Annotated in this window: 13 protein-coding genes and 2 tRNA genes; 1 reads left to right on the forward strand and 14 read right to left on the reverse strand. The window is 58.1% G+C overall.

Annotation, left to right across the window (positions count from 1 at the left end; genetic code table 11):
- Positions 1-148: 148 nt before the first annotated feature.
- From HHJ06_RS09535 to HHJ06_RS09575, 9 genes are all read right to left on the reverse strand, one after another.
- Entirely contained in the window at positions 149-1,366 is a 1,218-nt protein-coding gene (locus tag HHJ06_RS09535; RefSeq protein WP_215429113.1) for a phosphoglycerate kinase, read from the reverse strand.
- A gap of 168 nt (positions 1,367-1,534) precedes the next feature.
- Entirely contained in the window at positions 1,535-2,560 is a 1,026-nt protein-coding gene (gene gap, locus HHJ06_RS09540) for a type I glyceraldehyde-3-phosphate dehydrogenase (RefSeq protein ID WP_215429115.1), read from the reverse strand.
- Positions 2,561-2,780: 220 nt separating this feature from the next.
- Positions 2,781-3,374: a Holliday junction branch migration protein RuvA gene (ruvA, locus tag HHJ06_RS09545; RefSeq protein WP_102714792.1), complete on the reverse strand. Its 594-nt coding sequence runs from the start codon at positions 3,372-3,374 to the stop codon at positions 2,781-2,783.
- Positions 3,375-3,441: 67 nt separating this feature from the next.
- Positions 3,442-3,975: a hypothetical protein gene (locus HHJ06_RS09550; protein ID WP_102714686.1), complete on the reverse strand. Its 534-nt coding sequence runs from the start codon at positions 3,973-3,975 to the stop codon at positions 3,442-3,444.
- A 576-nt stretch (positions 3,976-4,551) separates the two neighbouring features.
- Complete coding sequence (locus tag HHJ06_RS09555) at positions 4,552-5,157, reverse strand: polysaccharide biosynthesis/export family protein (protein WP_215429118.1); 606 nt, start codon at positions 5,155-5,157, stop codon at positions 4,552-4,554.
- A 12-nt stretch (positions 5,158-5,169) separates the two neighbouring features.
- On the reverse strand, positions 5,170-7,377 hold the full coding sequence (locus HHJ06_RS09560; RefSeq protein WP_215429125.1) for a polysaccharide biosynthesis tyrosine autokinase: 2,208 nt from the start codon (positions 7,375-7,377) through the stop codon (positions 5,170-5,172).
- A 92-nt stretch (positions 7,378-7,469) separates the two neighbouring features.
- The gene (locus tag HHJ06_RS09565) at positions 7,470-8,684 is read right to left on the reverse strand and encodes an outer membrane beta-barrel protein (protein ID WP_215429127.1); all 1,215 of its coding nucleotides are present in this window, start codon (positions 8,682-8,684) and stop codon (positions 7,470-7,472) included.
- Between the two features lie 20 nt (positions 8,685-8,704).
- Complete coding sequence (locus tag HHJ06_RS09570; RefSeq protein ID WP_215429129.1) at positions 8,705-9,220, reverse strand: hypothetical protein; 516 nt, start codon at positions 9,218-9,220, stop codon at positions 8,705-8,707.
- Positions 9,221-9,414: 194 nt separating this feature from the next.
- Positions 9,415-9,488 (reverse strand) — tRNA-Gly (locus HHJ06_RS09575).
- A gap of 143 nt (positions 9,489-9,631) precedes the next feature.
- Here HHJ06_RS09575 and HHJ06_RS09580 point away from each other — a divergent pair.
- Positions 9,632-9,705, forward strand: a tRNA-Gly gene (locus HHJ06_RS09580).
- A gap of 214 nt (positions 9,706-9,919) precedes the next feature.
- On the opposite strand, the gene HHJ06_RS09585 is transcribed toward HHJ06_RS09580, so the two are convergent.
- The 5 genes from HHJ06_RS09585 to HHJ06_RS09605 form a co-directional block, all read right to left on the reverse strand.
- A complete protein-coding gene (locus tag HHJ06_RS09585) occupies positions 9,920-12,151 on the reverse strand; it encodes an inorganic phosphate transporter (protein ID WP_215429131.1) in 2,232 nt (743 codons plus the stop codon).
- Between the two features lie 291 nt (positions 12,152-12,442).
- Entirely contained in the window at positions 12,443-14,098 is a 1,656-nt protein-coding gene (gene groL, locus HHJ06_RS09590) for a chaperonin GroEL (RefSeq protein WP_102714698.1), read from the reverse strand.
- Between the two features lie 41 nt (positions 14,099-14,139).
- Positions 14,140-14,430, reverse strand: coding sequence for a co-chaperone GroES (gene groES / locus HHJ06_RS09595; RefSeq protein ID WP_067571201.1), 291 nt, complete (start codon positions 14,428-14,430; stop codon positions 14,140-14,142).
- A gap of 87 nt (positions 14,431-14,517) precedes the next feature.
- Entirely contained in the window at positions 14,518-16,449 is a 1,932-nt protein-coding gene (dnaK, locus tag HHJ06_RS09600) for a molecular chaperone DnaK (RefSeq protein ID WP_215429133.1), read from the reverse strand.
- A 306-nt stretch (positions 16,450-16,755) separates the two neighbouring features.
- On the reverse strand, positions 16,756-18,723 hold the full coding sequence (locus tag HHJ06_RS09605) for a glycosyltransferase (RefSeq protein WP_215429135.1): 1,968 nt from the start codon (positions 18,721-18,723) through the stop codon (positions 16,756-16,758).
- Positions 18,724-18,955: the final 232 nt, after the last annotated feature.

Consider the following 18,955-nt stretch of genomic DNA (forward strand, 5'->3'; position numbering starts at 1 on the left):
CCCGCAGAGCAAGCCCAAAAAGGGACTGCCGCACCTTTCCCCCCGGCAGCCGGAAGGCAAAAATTCCCCGCACCCGGAAACGGGAACGGGGAATGAAGGGATTGATTCAAGGCTGCCGGGCGGAAAAACGCCCCGGAGCCGTGAACGGCTACTTCTGGCAGCAGCAGCCGCACTTGTCCGTCAGGGCGCCCACGCCAGGGAGCACCTTGCCTTCCAGCAGTTCCAGGGAGGCGCCGCCGCCCGTGGAACAGAAGGAAAGCTTGTCCTGGACCTTGAATTTCTTGGCCGCCGTCACGGAGTCGCCGCCGCCTACGATGGAGATGGCGGAGGAATCCGCCAGGGCTTCCGCGATTTCCTTGGTGCCCTTGGCGAAGCAGTCCATTTCAAACACGCCCATCGGGCCGTTCCACAGAACGGTCTTGGCGCCCTTGATGATGGCAGAGAATTCTTCAATGGCCTTGTCGCCAATGTCAATGGCCATGCCGCCTTCCGGCACCTTGCCGCCTTCCGCGAAGGGAGCCGTGCAGAAGGTTTCCGCGCCGTCTTCAAACTTCATGGCTACGCGCACGTCAGCCGGAAGCAGGAACTTCACGCCCTTGGCCTTGGCTTCCGCCAGGATTTCACGGGCCAGGTCCAGCTTGTCGCCTTCAATCTTGGAAGCGCCCAGGTCGTACCCTTCAGCCGCCAGGAACGTGTTGGCCATGGCTCCGCCGATGAGGAAGGTATCAGCCTTTTCCATCAGCTTGGAAAGCACTTCAATCTTGTCTGACACCTTGGCGCCGCCCATGATGACCACGAAGGGTTTTTCCGGGTGTTCCAGCTTGCCTTCCAGGTATTCCAGTTCGCGTTCGATCAGGAAGCCCATGGCGCTCTTTTCCGCAAAATGCGTCACGCCTTCCGTGGAAGCGTGGGCGCGGTGCGCGGTGCCGAACGCATCATTCACGAACAGCGTGGCGTTGCCCAGGAGAGCTTTGGCGAATTCCGGATCGTTTTTCTTTTCACCGGGGTAGAAGCGGACGTTTTCCAGCAGGACCACGTCACCGTCCTTCATGGCGGCGCGGGCGGCTTCCGCTTCCGGGCCGATGGCGGCGGGAACGAATTTCACTTCCTTGCCGAGCAGTTCGGAAAGGCGGGCCGCAACGGGCTTCAGGGAGAAAGCGGCATCAGGTTCGTTTTTGGGACGGCCCAGATGGGAGGTCAGGACAACGCGTGCGCCCTGGTCCAGCAGGAACTTGATGGTGGGAAGAGCCGCCACGATGCGGGCGTCATTGGTGATTTCCCCATCCTTGAGGGGAACGTTGAAGTCAACGCGCATCAGGACTTCCTTGCCCTTGGCATCAAGGTCACGTACAGTAAGTTTAGCCATATCGGTCTATTTTGTTTGGTTCAATGGAATAAAAAAGGGAGGGCATTTCTGCCCTCCCGGATAAATCCCCGGCCGCCTGGACAAATCCGGTTCATGAACCGGAGGGTTGGTGCAGGCAACCGGCAAGACTTGTCGTGCAACTGAAGAGCAAGCGTTGTTCCGGAGAACTTACTTGCCGCAGGAGCAGCCGCAGCCCAGGCTGTCGCCCAGCTTCTTCATGGCTTCAGCGGCGCGGTTGGAGTAACCCCATTCGTTGTCGTACCAGCCGCAGACCTTCACCAGGTTGCCGCCGACCACATACGTAAAGCCGGAGTCAAAGATGCAGGAGTGGGGATCGGAAACGATGTCCTGGAGAACCAGGGCTTCCTCAGAGTAGTCCATAATGCCCTTCAGCGGGCCTTCAGCGGCTTCCTTCATGGCGGCGTTCACTTCTTCCACGGTCACGTTCTTCTTGAGAACGGCCACGAAGTCGGTCAGGGAACCGGTCGGGGTCGGCACGCGGAAGGAGGCGCCGTTCAGGGAGCCCTTCAGGTTCGGCATCACTTCACCGATGGCCTTGGCGGCGCCGGTGGTGGTGGGGATGATGTTGATCGCGGCGGCGCGGGCGCGGCGGGGATCGGAGTGCGGAAGGTCCAGGATGCGCTGGTCATTCGTGTAGGAGTGAATGGTGCTCATCATGCCCTTTTCAATGCCGAACTTGTCGTCCAGCACCTTCACCATCGGAGCAAGGCAGTTGGTGGTGCAGGAAGCGTTGGAAACGATGTCGTGCTTGGCAGGATCGTATTCGCTGTCGTTGATGCCCAGAACGAAGGTCAGGTCCGGATCCGGAGAGGGAGCGGAAATGAGCACCTTCTTGGCGCCGGCGGCCAGGTGCTTCTTGGCGGCGTCACGCTTGGTGAACAGGCCGGTGGATTCCAGAACGACGTCCACGCCCAGGTCCTTCCAGGGAAGGTTGGCGGGGTCGCGTTCCACGGTGATGAGGATCTTGTGACCGTCAACAACCAGATATTCGCCGTCGATGGAGATTTCGCCGTCAAACTTGCCCTGCGTGGAGTCATACTTGAGCAGGTGGGCGATCATTTCAATGGGGGTCAAGTCATTGATGGCAACAACCTTGTTGCGTTCTTCCTTGGACATGGCGCGCAGTACGTTGCGACCAATACGTCCAAAACCGTTAATAGCATATTTGGCCATAAGATTGAGGGCTTCAGATTTGATTAATTATTAGTCCAGGGCTTATTTAAGCACCATGGACGCCGTAAGTTTAAAAACGATTCAACCAGCCGTCAACACTATTGTTCCCCCATCATGGCAGTATGTGCCCGCACCCATGCAGGCACGGGAGCCTCTCCGGGCGTACAATGCTCCCCCATGGAAGTCAAATGCTTGCGGAAGCGCCCCTCCGCCGGGACGGTCAGTTCATGGAACGCAGGGCGGCGCGGATCAGCTCGTCCGCATCCGCGTCCGGATGGTCCTTCAAATGGGCGGCAATCGCCTTGCGGGACTCCACCTGCTTGAACCCCAGGGCAATCAGCGCCAGCTCCGCGTCCCCGGCAGCCTGGGAGGTGGCCCCCTGGGCCTGGGCCTCCCACGTGGCGGCCAGCCCTACCTTGTCCTTCAGTTCCAGAACGATGCGCTCCGCCGTTTTCTTCCCCACGCCCTTGGCCCGGGCAATGCCGGAGACGTCCCCGCTGACGACCGCCTGCTTGAACTGCTCCACGGACAGGGAGCCCAGGATGGCGATGGCCGTGGCCGGGCCGATGCCTGAAACGCGGTCAATCAGCAGCAGGAAAATATCCCGCTCCGCATCCGTGGCGAAGCCGTACAGCACCTGCATGTTCTCGCGGACATGCAGGTAGGTTTTCAGCGTCAGCTCCCTGCCGGGCAGAGGATTCAGCCTGTCAAAGGTGGACAGGGGCACAATCACCTCATACCCCACGCCGTGAACATCCAGAATCAGCCGCTGGGGGTAGGATTCCGCCACCGTGCCGCGCAGAAAAGCTATCATGCCCATAACGTGACACAATCCCGCCCGCGCTCAAGCCAAAAACGCATCTGTCCGGCATCCGCCGCCATCATCTTTTCCGGAGCACGTGCAGCCGGATATGCTCCAGGTCCTCCCGGTTATAAAAACAGCGCACGCGGAATCCGCGGGTAGTCTTCATCCGGCACCTGTATTCCCGCAGCAGGCCCTTTTTCACGAGCCTGTAAATATAACTCCGCACCACTCCCAGCATGCTGACGGCCGTAGCCATGTCCACATGGCACGGAGGAACGCGGCGGCGCACAGGCTCCCGCCTGGCGAGAATACGGTCCACATCCAGCCTGCGCCAGTATAGCGCCAGGGACCCCGTGCCCTTCCGGACCACGCGGAAACGGGCGCCGTGGCGGTGCAGGTACTGGCGCGCGGCGGATGCGCTGCAGCAGAGCTGTGACGCAATGGCGGAAGTTTCCACAAACGCGCCGCCGCATTCCGCGTAGGGCAGTCCGGATTTGGGATTCGTTCCCTTGCGGCGCGTTTTCACATGCGCCGGGAAGCTCAGTTTGGGGTTGTTAATGTATTCGCGGCCTCCTACTCCGATGAATGTTTTCTTAAAATGGTATATCATGGTTTATGGGATTTCACATTGGAAATACAAAGCTCCACGCAGACAGTCCGCATGAAACTCTAACATTTTTGGAAGATTCCAAAAATGCATTGAGCGCACGAATGTTCAACATTTTTCTTTGTTTTTCTGTTTTTCACATTCATACTGAACTCATTTCATCGCAATATATGCCCGGAAGCCGGATGATCCAACCACTTGAAAAGGGCCTACGCCTCTGGCGGAAAGCATATGGCCGTCAACTCTTTCCGCTCGGCAACCCGTTCATTCCGGTGAATGCGGAGCCCCCAGGCACGGAAAAATTCTTTCCACCGGCGTTTCACTGACGCCGTCCAGTTACATGGGAAATTTTTTTCCAGCTATGATTTTACCATATCCCGCCTGCCATGCACGGTCCATTTCACGGCAGGGTGCGGAAAAACCCATGAAAAACAGCCTCCCCCCCACCAGCCCTCTACACGCAGGGGCTTTTCCGCCCACGCCCACGCCGCATTTTTCCAGAAGTTCAACAGGATTTTCCGGAATCAGGGCAATAAAAAACCCGGCTTCCTTACGGGAAACCGGGCCTGGAAAAATGATTCAGGGCAGGAGTTTGGCGGGCCGTCCTTCAAAAATCCCGCGCTGGGGAACGAAAATACGGTCATTGGGCTGGATGGGGATACCCCTGTCCCGGATGGAGAAGTAGTCATACGTCACGGTTTTTCCCCCGCGCGTCACCTGAATGTAGCGGGAGCCGAAGTCCGTAATGTCCCCCGCGCCTACAATCGCTTCCAGCAAAGTCATGCCGCGCCGCCACAGAACGTTTTTCTTCATGGCCACGCCACCGCTCACCAGCACGATGTGCTCCGTCAGGTGCATGTCGGAACTCTGCACTTTCACCAAGAAAGTGGGGGCCGTATACAATTCCGCCTTTTTATAGGCAGCCATCAGCATGTCTTCTATCTGGCGGGCCGTCTTGCCCACCACGCGCAACACATCCTGCCCCGCCGGAAGCTGGGGCATGCGTATCGTCCCGTTGCCGTCCAGCAGATACTGTCCGGAGATGGCGGTAGCGTCATCATTGGGAATGCCGCGCACCTGGATTTCAATGGTCCCGTGCGCAGGCACGGCATCCGGAGACTGGGCGGAGGCCAGCCCCGCCGCACCCAGCAGGAGACAGAGGATGGAACAGATAATTTTTTTCATGGAGCGATGGAGTTAGTACAAATCTTCACTATCATGGGACTGGTTGGCGGCCAGCTCCTTGGCCTTGCCGGAACGTTCCGCCTTCTTCATGGAAGAGGCGTCCACGTTCCCGCCGGAGGAACCGCCATCCGCGGAATAATAGGAATAGTAAGTAGTGTAGTATTGATACTGATGATCGGACGTAATGTCCACATTATTCATCACCACCCCGGCCAGGTTGCCGCCTACGGACTCAATCACCTGCTTCTGCCTCAGCAGGGCTTTCAACGGCAGCTTGCGCGGCTGCACCACCATGAGGGTCATGTCCACCTCGCTTACGATGACGGCGGAGTCACTGACGCCCAGGATGGGCGGGGAGTCCACCAGTACCATGTCAAAGCGCTGTTTCACTTCCTGGAGAAGCTCGCTGAATTTGCGGGAGTTCAGCGTTCCGGACGGGTCAAAGGGCGTGGGGCCCGCAGGCATCACATACAGGTTCTCAATGGGCGTCTGGAAAATCACTTCCTCCAGCGGGTAGTCTTCCAGCAGGTAGGAGGTCAGCCCCACTTCATTATCTAGTTCATAGTACCGGTGAAGTTTTGAGCGGCGCAGGTCCGCGTCAATCATCAGGGTGGCATACCCGCCCTGCGCGCAGATGTAGGCCAGGTTGCACAGGGTGGTGGTCTTGCCTTCCCCGGCGCTGCCGGAAACGAACGTCAGGGAAATTTCCTCCAGTCCCTTCTTATTGAATTCTATGTTTGTCCGCAGGATCCGGTAGGCTTCCGCATCCGGCCCCATCACGTCGGAAGAATGGAGAATGGGAACATTCTTGGGAATGATGCCCAGCACGGGAACCTGAAGAGCCCGTTCCACATCCTCCATGGTCTTGACGGACGTGTCCATGAATTCCAGAAAGAGGGCCAGGCCGATGCCCAGCAGCAGCCCTACGCTCGCGCCCACCGCCAGATTGATGGTGATGCTCGGCTTATAGGCCACGGCGGGATATTCCGGCAGATCATACATTTCAACCGCATCACGGGGAACGCGCATCCGGGCAATTTCATCCGTATACCGGGAAGACAGGTCCTTGAGCTGGTCCAGGGCGGCGTCATAATCACGGCTGGCCTGCTCATACATGGGCACTTTCAAAACATGATCCTGAAGGGCTTTTTCCTTAAGCGCCACGGTTTCCTCCCAGTGCTTCCGGCTTGCGGAAACCATTTCCAGCTTGCTTTTAAGCGAAGAGCGCAGCCCGATCAGCTCCTTGTTCAGTTTCTCGGACAGAATTCTTTCCGTTTCCACCAGCGCCAGCATCTTGGGGTGCCTGGGACCGATGTTCTGGGCTTTCAGGTTTTCCTTCTCCTTGAGCTTTTCGGAAAATTCCGCATAGGTTTCACGCAGAGCCTTGGCGCCCACGGATTCGGCATTCAGCAGGTCGGAGCTGATCACGTAATCCAGCAGCTTGTCATCAGGCAGGCGCTGCAACTCCTGTACGTAGGAAGCCAGTTCCTTTTCATCCTTTTCAAAGGCCATGGCCTGGGATTTGGCGTTCCGGAAGTCTTCCTCTTCCATCCCGGCCGTCAATGTGTTCCGGTTTTCACCGTTCCTCCAGGTAGTGGGCAGGTAGGAGCTCTCTGCAATCAGCTTCTTGAGAGCCATCATTTTTTCATTAACGGTGTCTTCCTGTTCCCGGAGGACGTCCTTCAAACTTTTAATAGCGGTTTCAACCAGACGGTTTTCACGCATTTCACGATCCTGCTTGTAGGCTTCCGGAACCGTTTTGGCGATGTTCTGCACCAGTTTGGGATCCGGACCGGAGACAATCACATCCACCAGGTCCGTCGCGCGCACGGGAGCCACCTTGATCATGTTGGCCAGGTTGGAGGCGGCCTTTTCATCCGTCATTCCCCACTCCGCGGCAAGGTTCAGTTTTTTGGATACTATCTTCAGTACTTCGGTTGAAGTCAGCACAGAGTACTGCATGGGAATGTAGTTGGCCGTGACGTTGGAGGTGGCGACCACGTCCCCTCCCTGGCCGATTTCCATGACGGGCTTGGGCAGCTTGATCTGGAACTGGCACCTCGTCTGGTAAGCCGGGGGCATCAGGAAAGTAACCACCACGGAAATGACCAAAACCAGAAGGAAAACCAGGAAGACCTCCTTCCAGCGATTTTTTAAAACCTGCAAATAATCAATATTGCGTACAATCCGATCGCCGTTCTGCTGATCCTGGGAATTCATGAAAGATAGATAGGTAGTAAGATAAAAACTCCTCTAATTGTGAACGCAAATTCGCAATTAGAGGAGTGTAAGCATTAATCGTCGGTCAAGACTTAGAAGCTGTAATTCATTCCGAAGGAGAACACGTTACGGTTGTAGGCGGGCATGGGATAGTTGTAGCCGCTGTAGGAGCCGTTGGTGTAGGAATACTGGGCCGTAAGGGCCAGGGCATTGGTCAGCATCAGCTTGATGCCGGCCGTAGCGTTGAAGGTCAGCGTCGTCGTGTCACTGTTGCCGCTGGAGCTCGGGTTCGTGTAGTCGCTGGAAATCAGGTTCACGCCGGCATCCAGGCTGACGCGGTGCGTCAGTTTCAGGGTGCTGTTTACACCGAAGCGCCACGTTTCATTGGAGTAGTAGCTGGCGCCGCTGTTGGGGATGTACGTATTCGTCGCTTCGTTGGAGTAACGGACGAACATGCCGATCATGAAACGATCGCTCATGCGGTGGTTCAAACCGAATTCAGCGGAAGGATACGTCTTGGTGCCGTAGCCGTCCACATACTTGAACTGGGGGCCTACGCGCAGCGTGGCGGACGTGTTTTCAGCCACGGCGTATTCAGCGCCGGCCATGACGAAGTTGGAGAATTCATTGTTGCCGTATTCACGGTGGCAGTAGGAACCGTTCCAGCTCAGGGAGAGAGCCAGGCGTTCCGTCCACTTGTAACGGTTGGTGAAATCCATGCCCACATAGTCACGGTTGTCTGTCTTGGCGGAATCCTCCTGATACTCAATCATGGAGAAGTTGGCGCCCAGCGTCGTGGAGTAGCGGGAAGTCCATGCCTTGCTCACGGAGCTGGAGACGTACACGTAAATGTAGTCGCCGTCCCGGCGGGAGTTGGCAATGCCATTGGCGTAGTTCGGTTCCGGCTGCCACGCAAAGGACACGCTGCCGTTGTAGCGGAGGGTCTGGTCAAAGCTGTGGGAAAGATTGGCCGACAGCGTGGAGTTGGAGAGGGATTCGTTCGTGTCCCCCTGAAGATCCTTCAGGTAGAAAATGCCGCCAAGCTTGGCAGAGAAGGAGTACTGCGTCACGGAGTCGTAATTGGCCAGGGAGGCGCCGATGTCCGTGCTGATGAAAGCGGATTCCTGCTGGTCGTAGTTGGAGGCGTTGACGTTGTCGTCATAACCGCCGGCCAGGTTGAACGACCATTTCAGAGGAATGGATTCTTCCAGGCCAACCGGCCCTGCCAGCGTGTACAGGGACTGCCCGTTGGCGTGAACGGCAAGCATGCCGGCAGCCATCAGGGAGAGGTAAAAAAGACTCTTCATGCGATTGATAAATGATCGGGTTAATTTCCAGCAGGATTGGATACAGGGGACGGGCTCGTAGGAGTGCCGCCCACGGGAAGGCCACCCGGCAGCACCAGGGCGCCGCCGGAAGCTTCTTCACCAGGCTTCACCAGGCCGTTGGCCTGAGTGGTTACGCCCTGAAGGGGATTGTCAGGAGTGGCGGCCGCCACGCTCACCGCAATGGAGGGAACGGTATTGGCCACCATGGAGTTGCCCAGAGCCTTCGTCACCGCTTCACAAATGGGGGAGACGGACGCATAAGGATGGGGCTGGACGGCAACAGCGGAAGCCACGATGTTGCGCACCTGCGCTTCCGTGACCTGCGTTCCGTAGCTCCGGACGGCGGAAGAGGCGATAGCCGGGGAATCTGCCGGGAAAGCGCCTGCGGCCATGGATACCATGGAGCCCATGGCGGAGTCGGACACGCCTGCCTTGACGGCGGCGTTCAGCACTTCGGCCACGGCCTTCATATCCAGAGCTCCGGCCTTCAGACCAGCCTGGACGACACCTGCCATTTTCTTCATAAAAGCCTTGTCGGAAGCAGAGGCTTTAACCTTGTTAACAGCCGGAGCGGCTGCCGGAGAAGCAGCTTGCTGAGCCACACCGGGGAGGGTGCCCGCAAACGCAAGTGCCAGCGCACTGAGCGCCGTCTTTGTCATGAACCTGGCTTTCATAAGGAAACTATCTAGCAGGTGAATTTAATAAAAAATGGAGCGGGTAACGGGAATCGAACCCGTGTGATCAGCTTGGAAGGCTGGAGCTTTACCATTAAGCTATACCCGCACAACGGAGGCATTATGTTCAAGCCTTGGGAATAAGACAAGTTTTTTTTCATTACCGCGTCAAAATAACAAAAAAGAAGACACGATTTTTCTGTGGTCTTGACATACCGGGTTTCTACCGCTAAATAAGCACCCGCATTCCATGCGGGCGTCGTTCAATGGTAGGACGCGAGCTTCCCAAGCTTGAGACGTGGGTTCGATCCCCATCGCCCGTACCAGTTTTATACCGCAGGCAGTTGTCCTTCAACGCCTGCGGTTTTTATTTACCCTTCCGTTCTGCGGGTGCCGCCGCCCCCTGCCTTCTGGAAAAAGCCCAGCTCCTTTCCGTTTCCCGCTCCTCCGGGAAAGGCTTCCGGAGAACAGGGCATGGCCTTGCTTTTCCGCCCCGCCGGGAGCATGCACGCTTCCGGCGGAGTCTCCAAATACAGGCGTTTACCAGCCAAGCACAAATTTCCGCTGAATTTTCGCCAGCAGAAGCACCTTGCGGATCATTGTGCGGGTTTCATTAAGCAGGTTGAGGTAAAGAAGAGCCCGCCGCATGTCGGACACGTCTTCCGCCCGCAGGATGATCTGCTGCTTGACCGCCTCCGCGAATTCCTCATCCAGGGCGTCCATGCCGGCCAGGCATTCGTCCAGCCCGGCATAGTCATTGCTTTCCATCATGTCCCGGAAGCGCGGGTACAGGGAGGAGACGCGGTTGTTCATTCCCCGCAGGTGTTCTATCCTGCCCAGGTCCAGGCCTTCATGGTTGTTGTCAATGTAGGCGTAGCTGGCCGTAGTAATGTTGGAGAGGGATTCAAAGACGGAGGTGGCGTATTCCACCATCTGCACGTAGCGCTTTCCGCGGTCCGCCTCCTCATCCGGGAGTTCCCGTACCACGGGCATGACTTCCATCGCCATCCTGTCGCCCAGGGAGCGGCGGATGCCGCGAGCCTCCTTCCGGAGCTTTTTCAGCCGCTTACGGTCCTCCACGTTCAGGGCTTCCAGGTTCATTTCATAGATTTCCGCCATGCGCTTCATCAGCTCAATGATTTCTTCATTGTAGCGGGCGGCGGCGGCGGGATCCCGGTAATTGGCGCCCTGAGCCAGAGCCGCGGCCTGGGTTCTCTTTTTGTGAAGCCTGGCGCTTTTCAGCAGCAGGAAGGCCGCCAGCCCGCACATGGCAATGATGCCGAAGAGGCCGCCGTATACAATGCACGCCGCCACGATGCAGCACATGGTGAATGCGGCAAAGGCCGTAAAGAACCATCCGGAGATTACCGTAATCACCCCCGTGATGCGGTACACCGCGCTGTCACGCCCCCAGGCCTTGTCCGCCAAGGAGGAACCCATCGCCACCATGAACGTCACATACGTGGTGGAGAGGGGGAGCCGCAGGGAGGTAGCCAGGGAGATGAGCAGCGCCGCCACCGTCAGATTCACGGAGGCGCGGATCAGGTCAAAGGAGGCCCCGTCATCCGGCCCTTCCGCCACGGGCCGGAAGCGTTTTTCAATGAATCTTCCCACGCAGGCAGGCATGATTTTTTCCACCGCGCGGGAGGCATGCAGCGCATAACGCACGGCCATGCGGGCCGGGGGAACGGAGCCGAACCGTTCCACTCCCCCGCCCTGCCTCGCCAGATTGACCTCCGTGTCCGTCACGGTCCGCGCCTTTTTGGAGAACATGAGGGCAAGCACCATGATGGCGCCCGCGCCCAGCAGGTAGCGCCAGTCCGCCGTGACGGGGGCCATCAGGCCGCCCATGGTCAGCGTGGAGAGGTCCGCGCCCCGCGCCGCGGCGGCGGAGGCTATCTCCATGGAGGACTGGCCCGCCATGAAAACGCCGATGAAGTTGACCAGGTCATTCCCGGCAAAGGAAAGGGCCAGCGCCATGGTGCCCGCCAGAACGGCTATTTTCAGGATGTTCACCTTGCAGAGGTTCTGGAGCACGGCCATCAGGACGGTCCAGAATACCAGGCTGTAGCACACGTACAGCCAGATGTGGGCGTCCAGGTGCCGGACCATGTCCTTGGTGACCAGCGTACTGCCTTTCAGCCCCTTGAAGATGGCGAAGTACGTGATGGCCGTCAGGGCCGCGCCGCACCAGGCGGCCCCCAGGTATTTGAAGGATTTCCTGTAGTTGAAGGAGAAGATGAGGCGGGATATCCACATGACCGTTATCCCGCAGATGAAGGCGACGAAGACGGAGGAAAAGATGCCGGAGATGATGGCCAGCGCCTTAGAGGAGTTGATGTAGCTGGACAGTTCCTGCGCCGCCCCCGGCTCCCCGGACCAGATTTTAAACAGGGCCACCGCCACAGCGCCCCCCAGCAGTTCAAAGACGATGGAAACCGTGGTGGAGGTGGGCAGGCCGAAGGTGTTGAAGACGTCCAGCAGAATCACGTCCGTCAGCATTACCGCCAGGAAGATCAGCATGATGTCGTGAAAGGTGAACTGGGCCGGCATGAATACGCCGCTCCGGGCAATTTCCATCATGCCGCTGGAGAACAGGGAACCGATGATGATGCCCAGCGCCGCTACCAGCAGGATTGTCCTGCGCGGCGCGGCCTTGGAGCCGACGGCGGAGTTCAGGAAGTTGGCCGCGTCATTGGAGACCCCTACCACGAGGTCAAAGCAGGAGAGTACCAGAATCAGTCCTATGATGAAGTAATAGATTGGGTCCATATGCGTAATAAACGGCCCTCTATTACAGGAGGCCGCTTCCGCACACCCGTTTTAAAACGTGACTATTCCGTCACATTAACGCAACAATATGATGTTGAATAAAATATCACATTACTACGCATGATGCCCGCAAGCCTTTCCGTTTCTTGCAGGCCAACTCCGGAGCCTGATTTTCCGCAGATTCTCCGGCAGTCAGGGCCATCTTCCTGAAACCCCTCCAAACAAAAAGGCTCCCCGGAAAACCGGGGAGCCTTGAAGTCGATTGCTGTGTCTCGCAGAAACGGACGGGGCTTACATCATGCCCATGCCGCCCATTCCTCCCATGCCGCCCATGTCGGGAGCGCCGGAGCCGCATCCGCAGCCCTTCTTCTCGGGCTTGTCGGCAATGACGCATTCCGTGGTGAGCAGCAGGCCGGCGATGGAGGCCGCGTTCTGCAGGGCGGAACGGGTCACCTTGGTGGGGTCCACCACACCGGCGGTAAGCAGGTCTTCATACTTGTCCGTGGCTACGTTGTAGCCGTCCGCCGCCTTCTTCATGCCTTTTACCTTGGCAACGATGAGGGCGCCTTCACGGCCGGCATTGCTGGCCAGCTGGCGGAGCGGGGCTTCCACCGCACGGTAGACGATCTGGGCGCCAGTTTCTTCGTCGCCTTCCAGCTTGAGGGTGTCAATGGACTTCTGGGCGCGGATGAGGGCCACGCCGCCGCCGGGAACAATGCCTTCTTCCACCGCAGCGCGGGTGGCGTGCAGGGCGTCGTCCACACGGGCCTTCTTTTCCTTCATTTCCGTTTCCGTAGCGGCACCCACATGGATGACGGCCACGCCGCCGGCCAGCTTCGCCAGGCGTTCCTGGAGCTTTTCACGGTCGTAGTCGGACGTGGTGTCCTTGATCTGGTGGCGGATCTGGGAAATGCGGGCTTCAATGTCGGCAGACTTGCCGGCGCCTTCCACGATGACGGTTTCATCCTTGGAGACAACCACGCGCTTGGCCTGGCCGAGGTCTTCAATGCCCACGTTTTCCAGCTTGATGCCCAGGTCTTCCGTGATGCACTTGCCGCCGGTGAGGATGGCGATGTCTTCCATCATGGCCTTGCGCCGGTCGCCGAAGCCGGGGGCCTTCACCGCGCAGATGTTCAGCACGCCGCGCAGGCGGTTGACCACCAGGGTGGCGAGGGCTTCGCCTTCAATGTCTTCCGCAATAACCAGGAAGGGACGGCCCGTCTTGGCCACTTTTTCAAGCAGCGGAAGGAAGTCCTTCAGGTTGTTGATCTTCTTTTCGTGAATCAGGATGTACGGGTTTTCCAGCACCGCTTCCATCGTTTCCGCGTTGGTCACGAAGTAGGGGGACAGGTAGCCCTTGTCAAACTGCATGCCTTCCACCACGTCCAGCGTGGTTTCAATGCCCTTGGCTTCTTCCACGGTGATGGTGCCGTCCTTGCCGACCTTGTCCATGGCTTCCGCGATGATGTGGCCGATTTCCGCGTCCCAGTTGGCGGAAACGGTGGCAACCTGGGCCACTTCCTTGCTGGAGTCAACGGGCTTGCTGATCTTCTTGAGTTCCGCAACCACGGCGTCCGCGGCCTTCATGATGCCCCTCTGCAGGGAGATGGGGTTGGCTCCGGCGGTGACGTTGCGCAGGCCTTCGCGGTAAATGCTTTCAGCCAGCACGGTGGCGGTGGTGGTGCCGTCCCCGGCCACGTCGTTGGTCTTGGAGGAGACTTCACGGACAAGCTGGGCGCCCATGTTTTCAAACGGGTCTTCCAGTTCGATTTCCTTGGCGACGGTTACGCCGTCCTTGGTGATGAGGGGGGAACCAAATTTCTTGTCGATCACCACGTTGCGACCGGCAGGGCCCAGCGTGCTCTTGACAGCCTTGGCAATCTGTTCCACGCCGCGGAGGAGAGCCTGGCGGGCGGTTTCGTCAAATTGGATTTGTTTAGCCATAATATCAGATATTTAAAAATGGTGTTGAGTGAGTGTTGTGCAAGTTAGCCAATGATGGCCAGAATGTCGTTTTCAGACAGGATGAGGTAGTCTTCTCCGTCCAGCTTGATTTCCGTACCGCCGTATTTGGAAATGAGAACGCGGTCGCCCGGCTTCACGGTAAATTCAATCAAGGCGCCCTTGTCGTCCCGGCCGCCGGTGCCTACGGAGATTACTTCGGCTTCCTGGGGTTTTTCCTTGGCGGTATCCGGCAGGAACAGGCCGCCGGCCGTCTTGGTTTCAGCTTCAATGCGCTTGACCAGCACACGTTGTCCTAGGGGTTTGATGTTTGCCATAGTATGTTGTTTTTGTGTTGTTATAGATGAATATATGGATGTAATGTTCCGGAGGAGGGGAATTGCTTCCCCTCCTCCGGGAAGGGGTTATTTCTCGTCGTCGACGATTTCGGCGTCCACCACGCGGCCCTTGGCCTTGCGGGGGCCGTCGGAAGGTTCTTCCTCAGGAGCGGCGCCCGGCATGGGACCGGCTGCGCCGGCGGACTGCTGCTGGGCGGCTTCCGCTGCCTTGTACAGGGCTTCCAGGCGGGATTCAAGGTCTTCCTTGCCTGCCTTGATGGCCGTGTATTCCTTCTTGGAGATGGCTTCCTTCAGGTGCATCACCTTGTCTTCAATTTCACGCTTGAGGTCGGCGGGAATCTTGTCTCCCATGTCCTTGAGCTGGCGTTCCACGGAGAAGCAGAGGGTGTCCGCCTGGTTGACGGTGTCAATTTCCTCGGCGCGCTTCTTGTCTTCTTCCGCATGGGCTTCCGCATCACGCTTGGCACGTTCGATTTCATCCTTGGAAAGGCCGCTGGAGCCCTGGATGGAAATCTTCTGTTCCTTGCCGGTGCCCTTGTCCTTGGCGGAAACGTGCAGAATGCCGTTGGCGTCAATGTCAAAGGTCACTTCAATCTGCGGTTCGCCGCGCCGCGCCGGGGAGATACCGTCCAGCTTGAAGTTGCCCAGAAGCTTGTTGTCGTCAAACATCTTGCGTTCCCCCTGGCACACGCGGATGTCCACGGCAGGCTGATTGTCAGCCGCGGTGGAGAACACCTGGCTCTTGCGCACCGGGATGGTCGTGTTGCGCTCGATCATCGGCGTGGCGATGCCGCCCATCGTTTCAATGGACAGAGTCAGCGGAGTAACGTCCAGCAGAAGCACGTCGTTCACGTCCCCCTGGAGCACGCCCCCCTGGATGGCGGCGCCTATGGCTACCACTTCATCCGGGTTCACGCCCTTGTGGGGTTCCTTGCCGGCCAGCGTATGGGCCTCTTCCTGAACGGCGGGCATGCGGGTCATGCCGCCCACCAGCACCAGTTCGTCAATGTCGCCGGTTTTCAGGCCGGAAGCGGCAATGCAGTCCAGCACGGGCTTGCGGGTGCGGTCCAGCAGGTCACCCGTGAGCTGTTCCAGCTTGGAACGGCTCAGCGTAAGCTGAATGTGCTTGGGGCCGGAGGAGTCCGCCGTGATGAATGGCAGGCTGATGTCATAGCTCTGGGTGGAGGAAAGGGCAATCTTGGCCTTTTCAGCTTCTTCCTTGATGCGCTGGATGGCGTCAGGCTGGTTGGAGAGGTCCATGCCGGAGTCCTTCTTGAATTCCTCCATGATCCAGGTGATGATCGCGTTGTCCCAGTCGTCGCCGCCCAGGTGGGTATCGCCGTCGGAGGCTTTCACTTCAAACACGCCGTCACCGATTTCCAGCACGGAAATATCAAAGGTGCCGCCGCCAAGGTCGTATACGGCGATGTTTTCATTGGACTTCTTGTCCAGGCCGTAGGCCAGGGCAGCCGCCGTCGGTTCATTGATGATGCGGCGCACCTTCAGGCCGGCGATTTCACCGGCGGCCTTGGTCGCGTTGCGCTGGGCGTCATTGAAATAGGCCGGAACGGTAATGACGGCTTCCGAGATCGTTTCACCCAGCTTGGATTCCGCATCAGCCTTCAGCTTGGCAAGGACCATGGATGCGATTTCCTGCGGGGAAAAGGTCTTCTTTTCACCGCCCACATCCACGCGGATATAGGCATCCCCGTTGGGAGCTTCCACGATTTCATAAGGCACCTTCTTATCTTCTTCCGTCAGCTCGCTGTACTTGCGGCCAATGAGGCGCTTGGAGGAAAACACGGTGTTTTTCGGGTTGGTCACCGCCTGACGTTTGGCGGCCTGCCCCACGAGGCGTTCACCGCTCTTGGTGAAGGCAACAATGGAGGGAGTGGTGCGCGCACCTTCGCTGTTTTCAAGTACGGTACCCTGACCGCCTTCCATTACAGCCATGCACGAGTTGGTCGTGCCCAAGTCGATTCCTAATATTTTAGCCATATTGTTATCTTAGATTGTTTTGAATGGTTTTCGTTGAGATTTGGTTTCCCCATGACCTGATGTGTCATGCAGGCGAACTCATGTTCTTGCCTTCCTTGTTGCAAATGGCGTGCCAGCCCGTAACGGGACCGACTAAAATGTATCATAAACAATCATCCATCAATATATTAAAGCATTATTCATTCACATATTCCCTTTTTTAAACGGCATGAATAATGGGACATCTTGTCACACCAAAAAGAGACAAAATGTCACACGCGGTCATTTTGTCCCATCCACCGCCCGGACCAGATACCAACAGAACCTTCACGAAGCCTCCCCGCAAGAGGAAGACTCCGGCTGCGTTCCGGCGCCGCATGAGCCGTAAGCCAGGCGTTTCATGAAATCCTTGTACAGCACCGTTTCCATGCGGCCGTCCGCGTATTCCACCACTGCGCTCATGGTTTCCACCCAGTCCCCGCAATTCAGGTAGCGCACTTCTCCCACCATGGTATCCGCCGGATGGTGCACGTGCCCGGCGATGATGCCGTCACACTGCCTCCTGACGGCCAGGCCCTGAAGCTGCTCCTCATATTTTCCGATGAAATTGACGGCGGATTTCACCCTCCCCTTGATGGCTCGGGAAACGGAATAATATTCCCTGCCCCGCCACGCGCGGTACCTGTTATAAAAGCGGTTGACCATCAGCAGGACGTCGTACCCCAGGGAGCCGAGCACCGCCAGCCACCGGTGATTGGTGGAAATGGAATCAAACCCGTCCCCATGCACGCACAGGTAGCGCCTGCCGTCCGCCGCCCGGTGCACATATTCCTTGCCCATTTTCAACCCGCCCAGATGAAAGGGAAGAAATTTTTCCAGAATATCGTCATGGTTCCCGCGCAGGTACAGCACTTCCACATTCTCCTGCTCCATTTTTTTCAGCAGGGTACGGATCAGGCGCGTATGCCGCCTGCGCCAGCGGCTGCCGCGGGACAGCGCCCAGGCATCCACCACATCCCCCACCAGAACTATTTTCTCCGCCCGCACATGCTTCAGGAACCTCCGGCATTCGTCCGCCTTGCAGTCCTTCGTCCCCAGATGGAGGTCTGACAGAAAAACCGTGCGGCATTCCAGAACGGCGTCCCGCGGAGGGCGGGCATAACCCGTTCCGTTTTCCTCCCGCGCCACGGAGGCCAGCAGCTCTTCAAACCTGTCATGTATGGCATCCCATGCCCTGGCGCGCACAGTCCTGCGGGCCTGCGCCCCGAGCCTGCCGCCCAGCTCCCTGTCCGTAAGCAGGCGCCGCATGCAGGAGTAAAATCCCTCCGCGTCCCCCTTCTCCGCCTGAAGGCCGTTGATGCCGTCCAGCACCACGTCTGCGGAAGCGGCGTACCGGTAGCTGACCGTAGCCAGTCCGCTGGCCATGCCTTCCAGCAGAACGTTTCCGAAAGTCTCCGTCTCGCTCGGGAACAGCAGCACATCCATCCCGGCGTAATGGCGCGCCAGGTCTTCACCACTGCGCATTCCGCAAAAAACGGCGTCGGGAAATTCACTGCGGAGGCTGCTCATCATGGGACCGTCCCCCACTACCACCATTTTCATGCCGCAGTCCGGAAATTCCCGCTGCAGGCGCGTATACAGGCTCAGCACCGCCACCAGGTTCTTTTCCCGTGCCAGGCGCCCCACCACACCAAACACCACTTCATCCCTCCACACGCCCCAGGATTGACGGAGAGAGACATCCCGCCGGGCAGGATCAAACAAGACGGCATCCACCCCGCGCCCCATCACGGAGAGGCGTTCAAACCCCAGCCCTTCCAGCGTACGGCGCATCTCTTCCGTGGGCACTACCGTCATCCCCGCCTGGTTGTGCAGCTTGCGCAGGTAATTCACGGCGGCGTTTTCCAGCCCAGAGAAATGATAATCCTTCATGTACTGGTGGAAGTTGGTGTGGAATCCCATCACCACGGGAATCTCCAGAGCGCGGGCGGCCTTGACGGCGGACGCCCCCATGGGGCTTTCCGTGGCTACGTAAACCACATCCGGCCTCTTCTTCATCCATCTGGCGCGGAACCTGTCTGCGGAAGGCAGCCCTATCTTCACTTCATGGTACATGGGAAGGGAGAGGGACGGCATGGCCGTCTCCCCGGGAAGGGAAGCCCCGTCCCGCTCCGACGCCCGCAGCACATGCACCAGGTGCCCCCGCGCCCTGAGCCCCCGGACCAGACGCCCCAGAGTCATGGCCACTCCATTCACATCAGGCTCATACGTATCAGTTGCCACGTCAATTCTCATGCGCCGGAACCATGAACCGGAAGGCGCCTTCAAACAAGACGCGGAAGGAAACGAAACCGTCACGGAACGCCCTTCTCCTGCGCCAGGGCCGGAACCGGAGAAACGGCCGTATCTCCATTGCCTTTACATGAATCCCTGCTTTCAACACTGTGCGCCTCTGCAAAAACCTGATGATTCATTGAATATCAGCCTTTCCAAAATCATCTTCATCCACCCGCGCATTATAAATCCG

The sequence above is a fragment of the Akkermansia muciniphila genome, from assembly GCF_018709685.1.
Lineage (GTDB): Bacteria > Verrucomicrobiota > Verrucomicrobiia > Verrucomicrobiales > Akkermansiaceae > Akkermansia > Akkermansia muciniphila_E.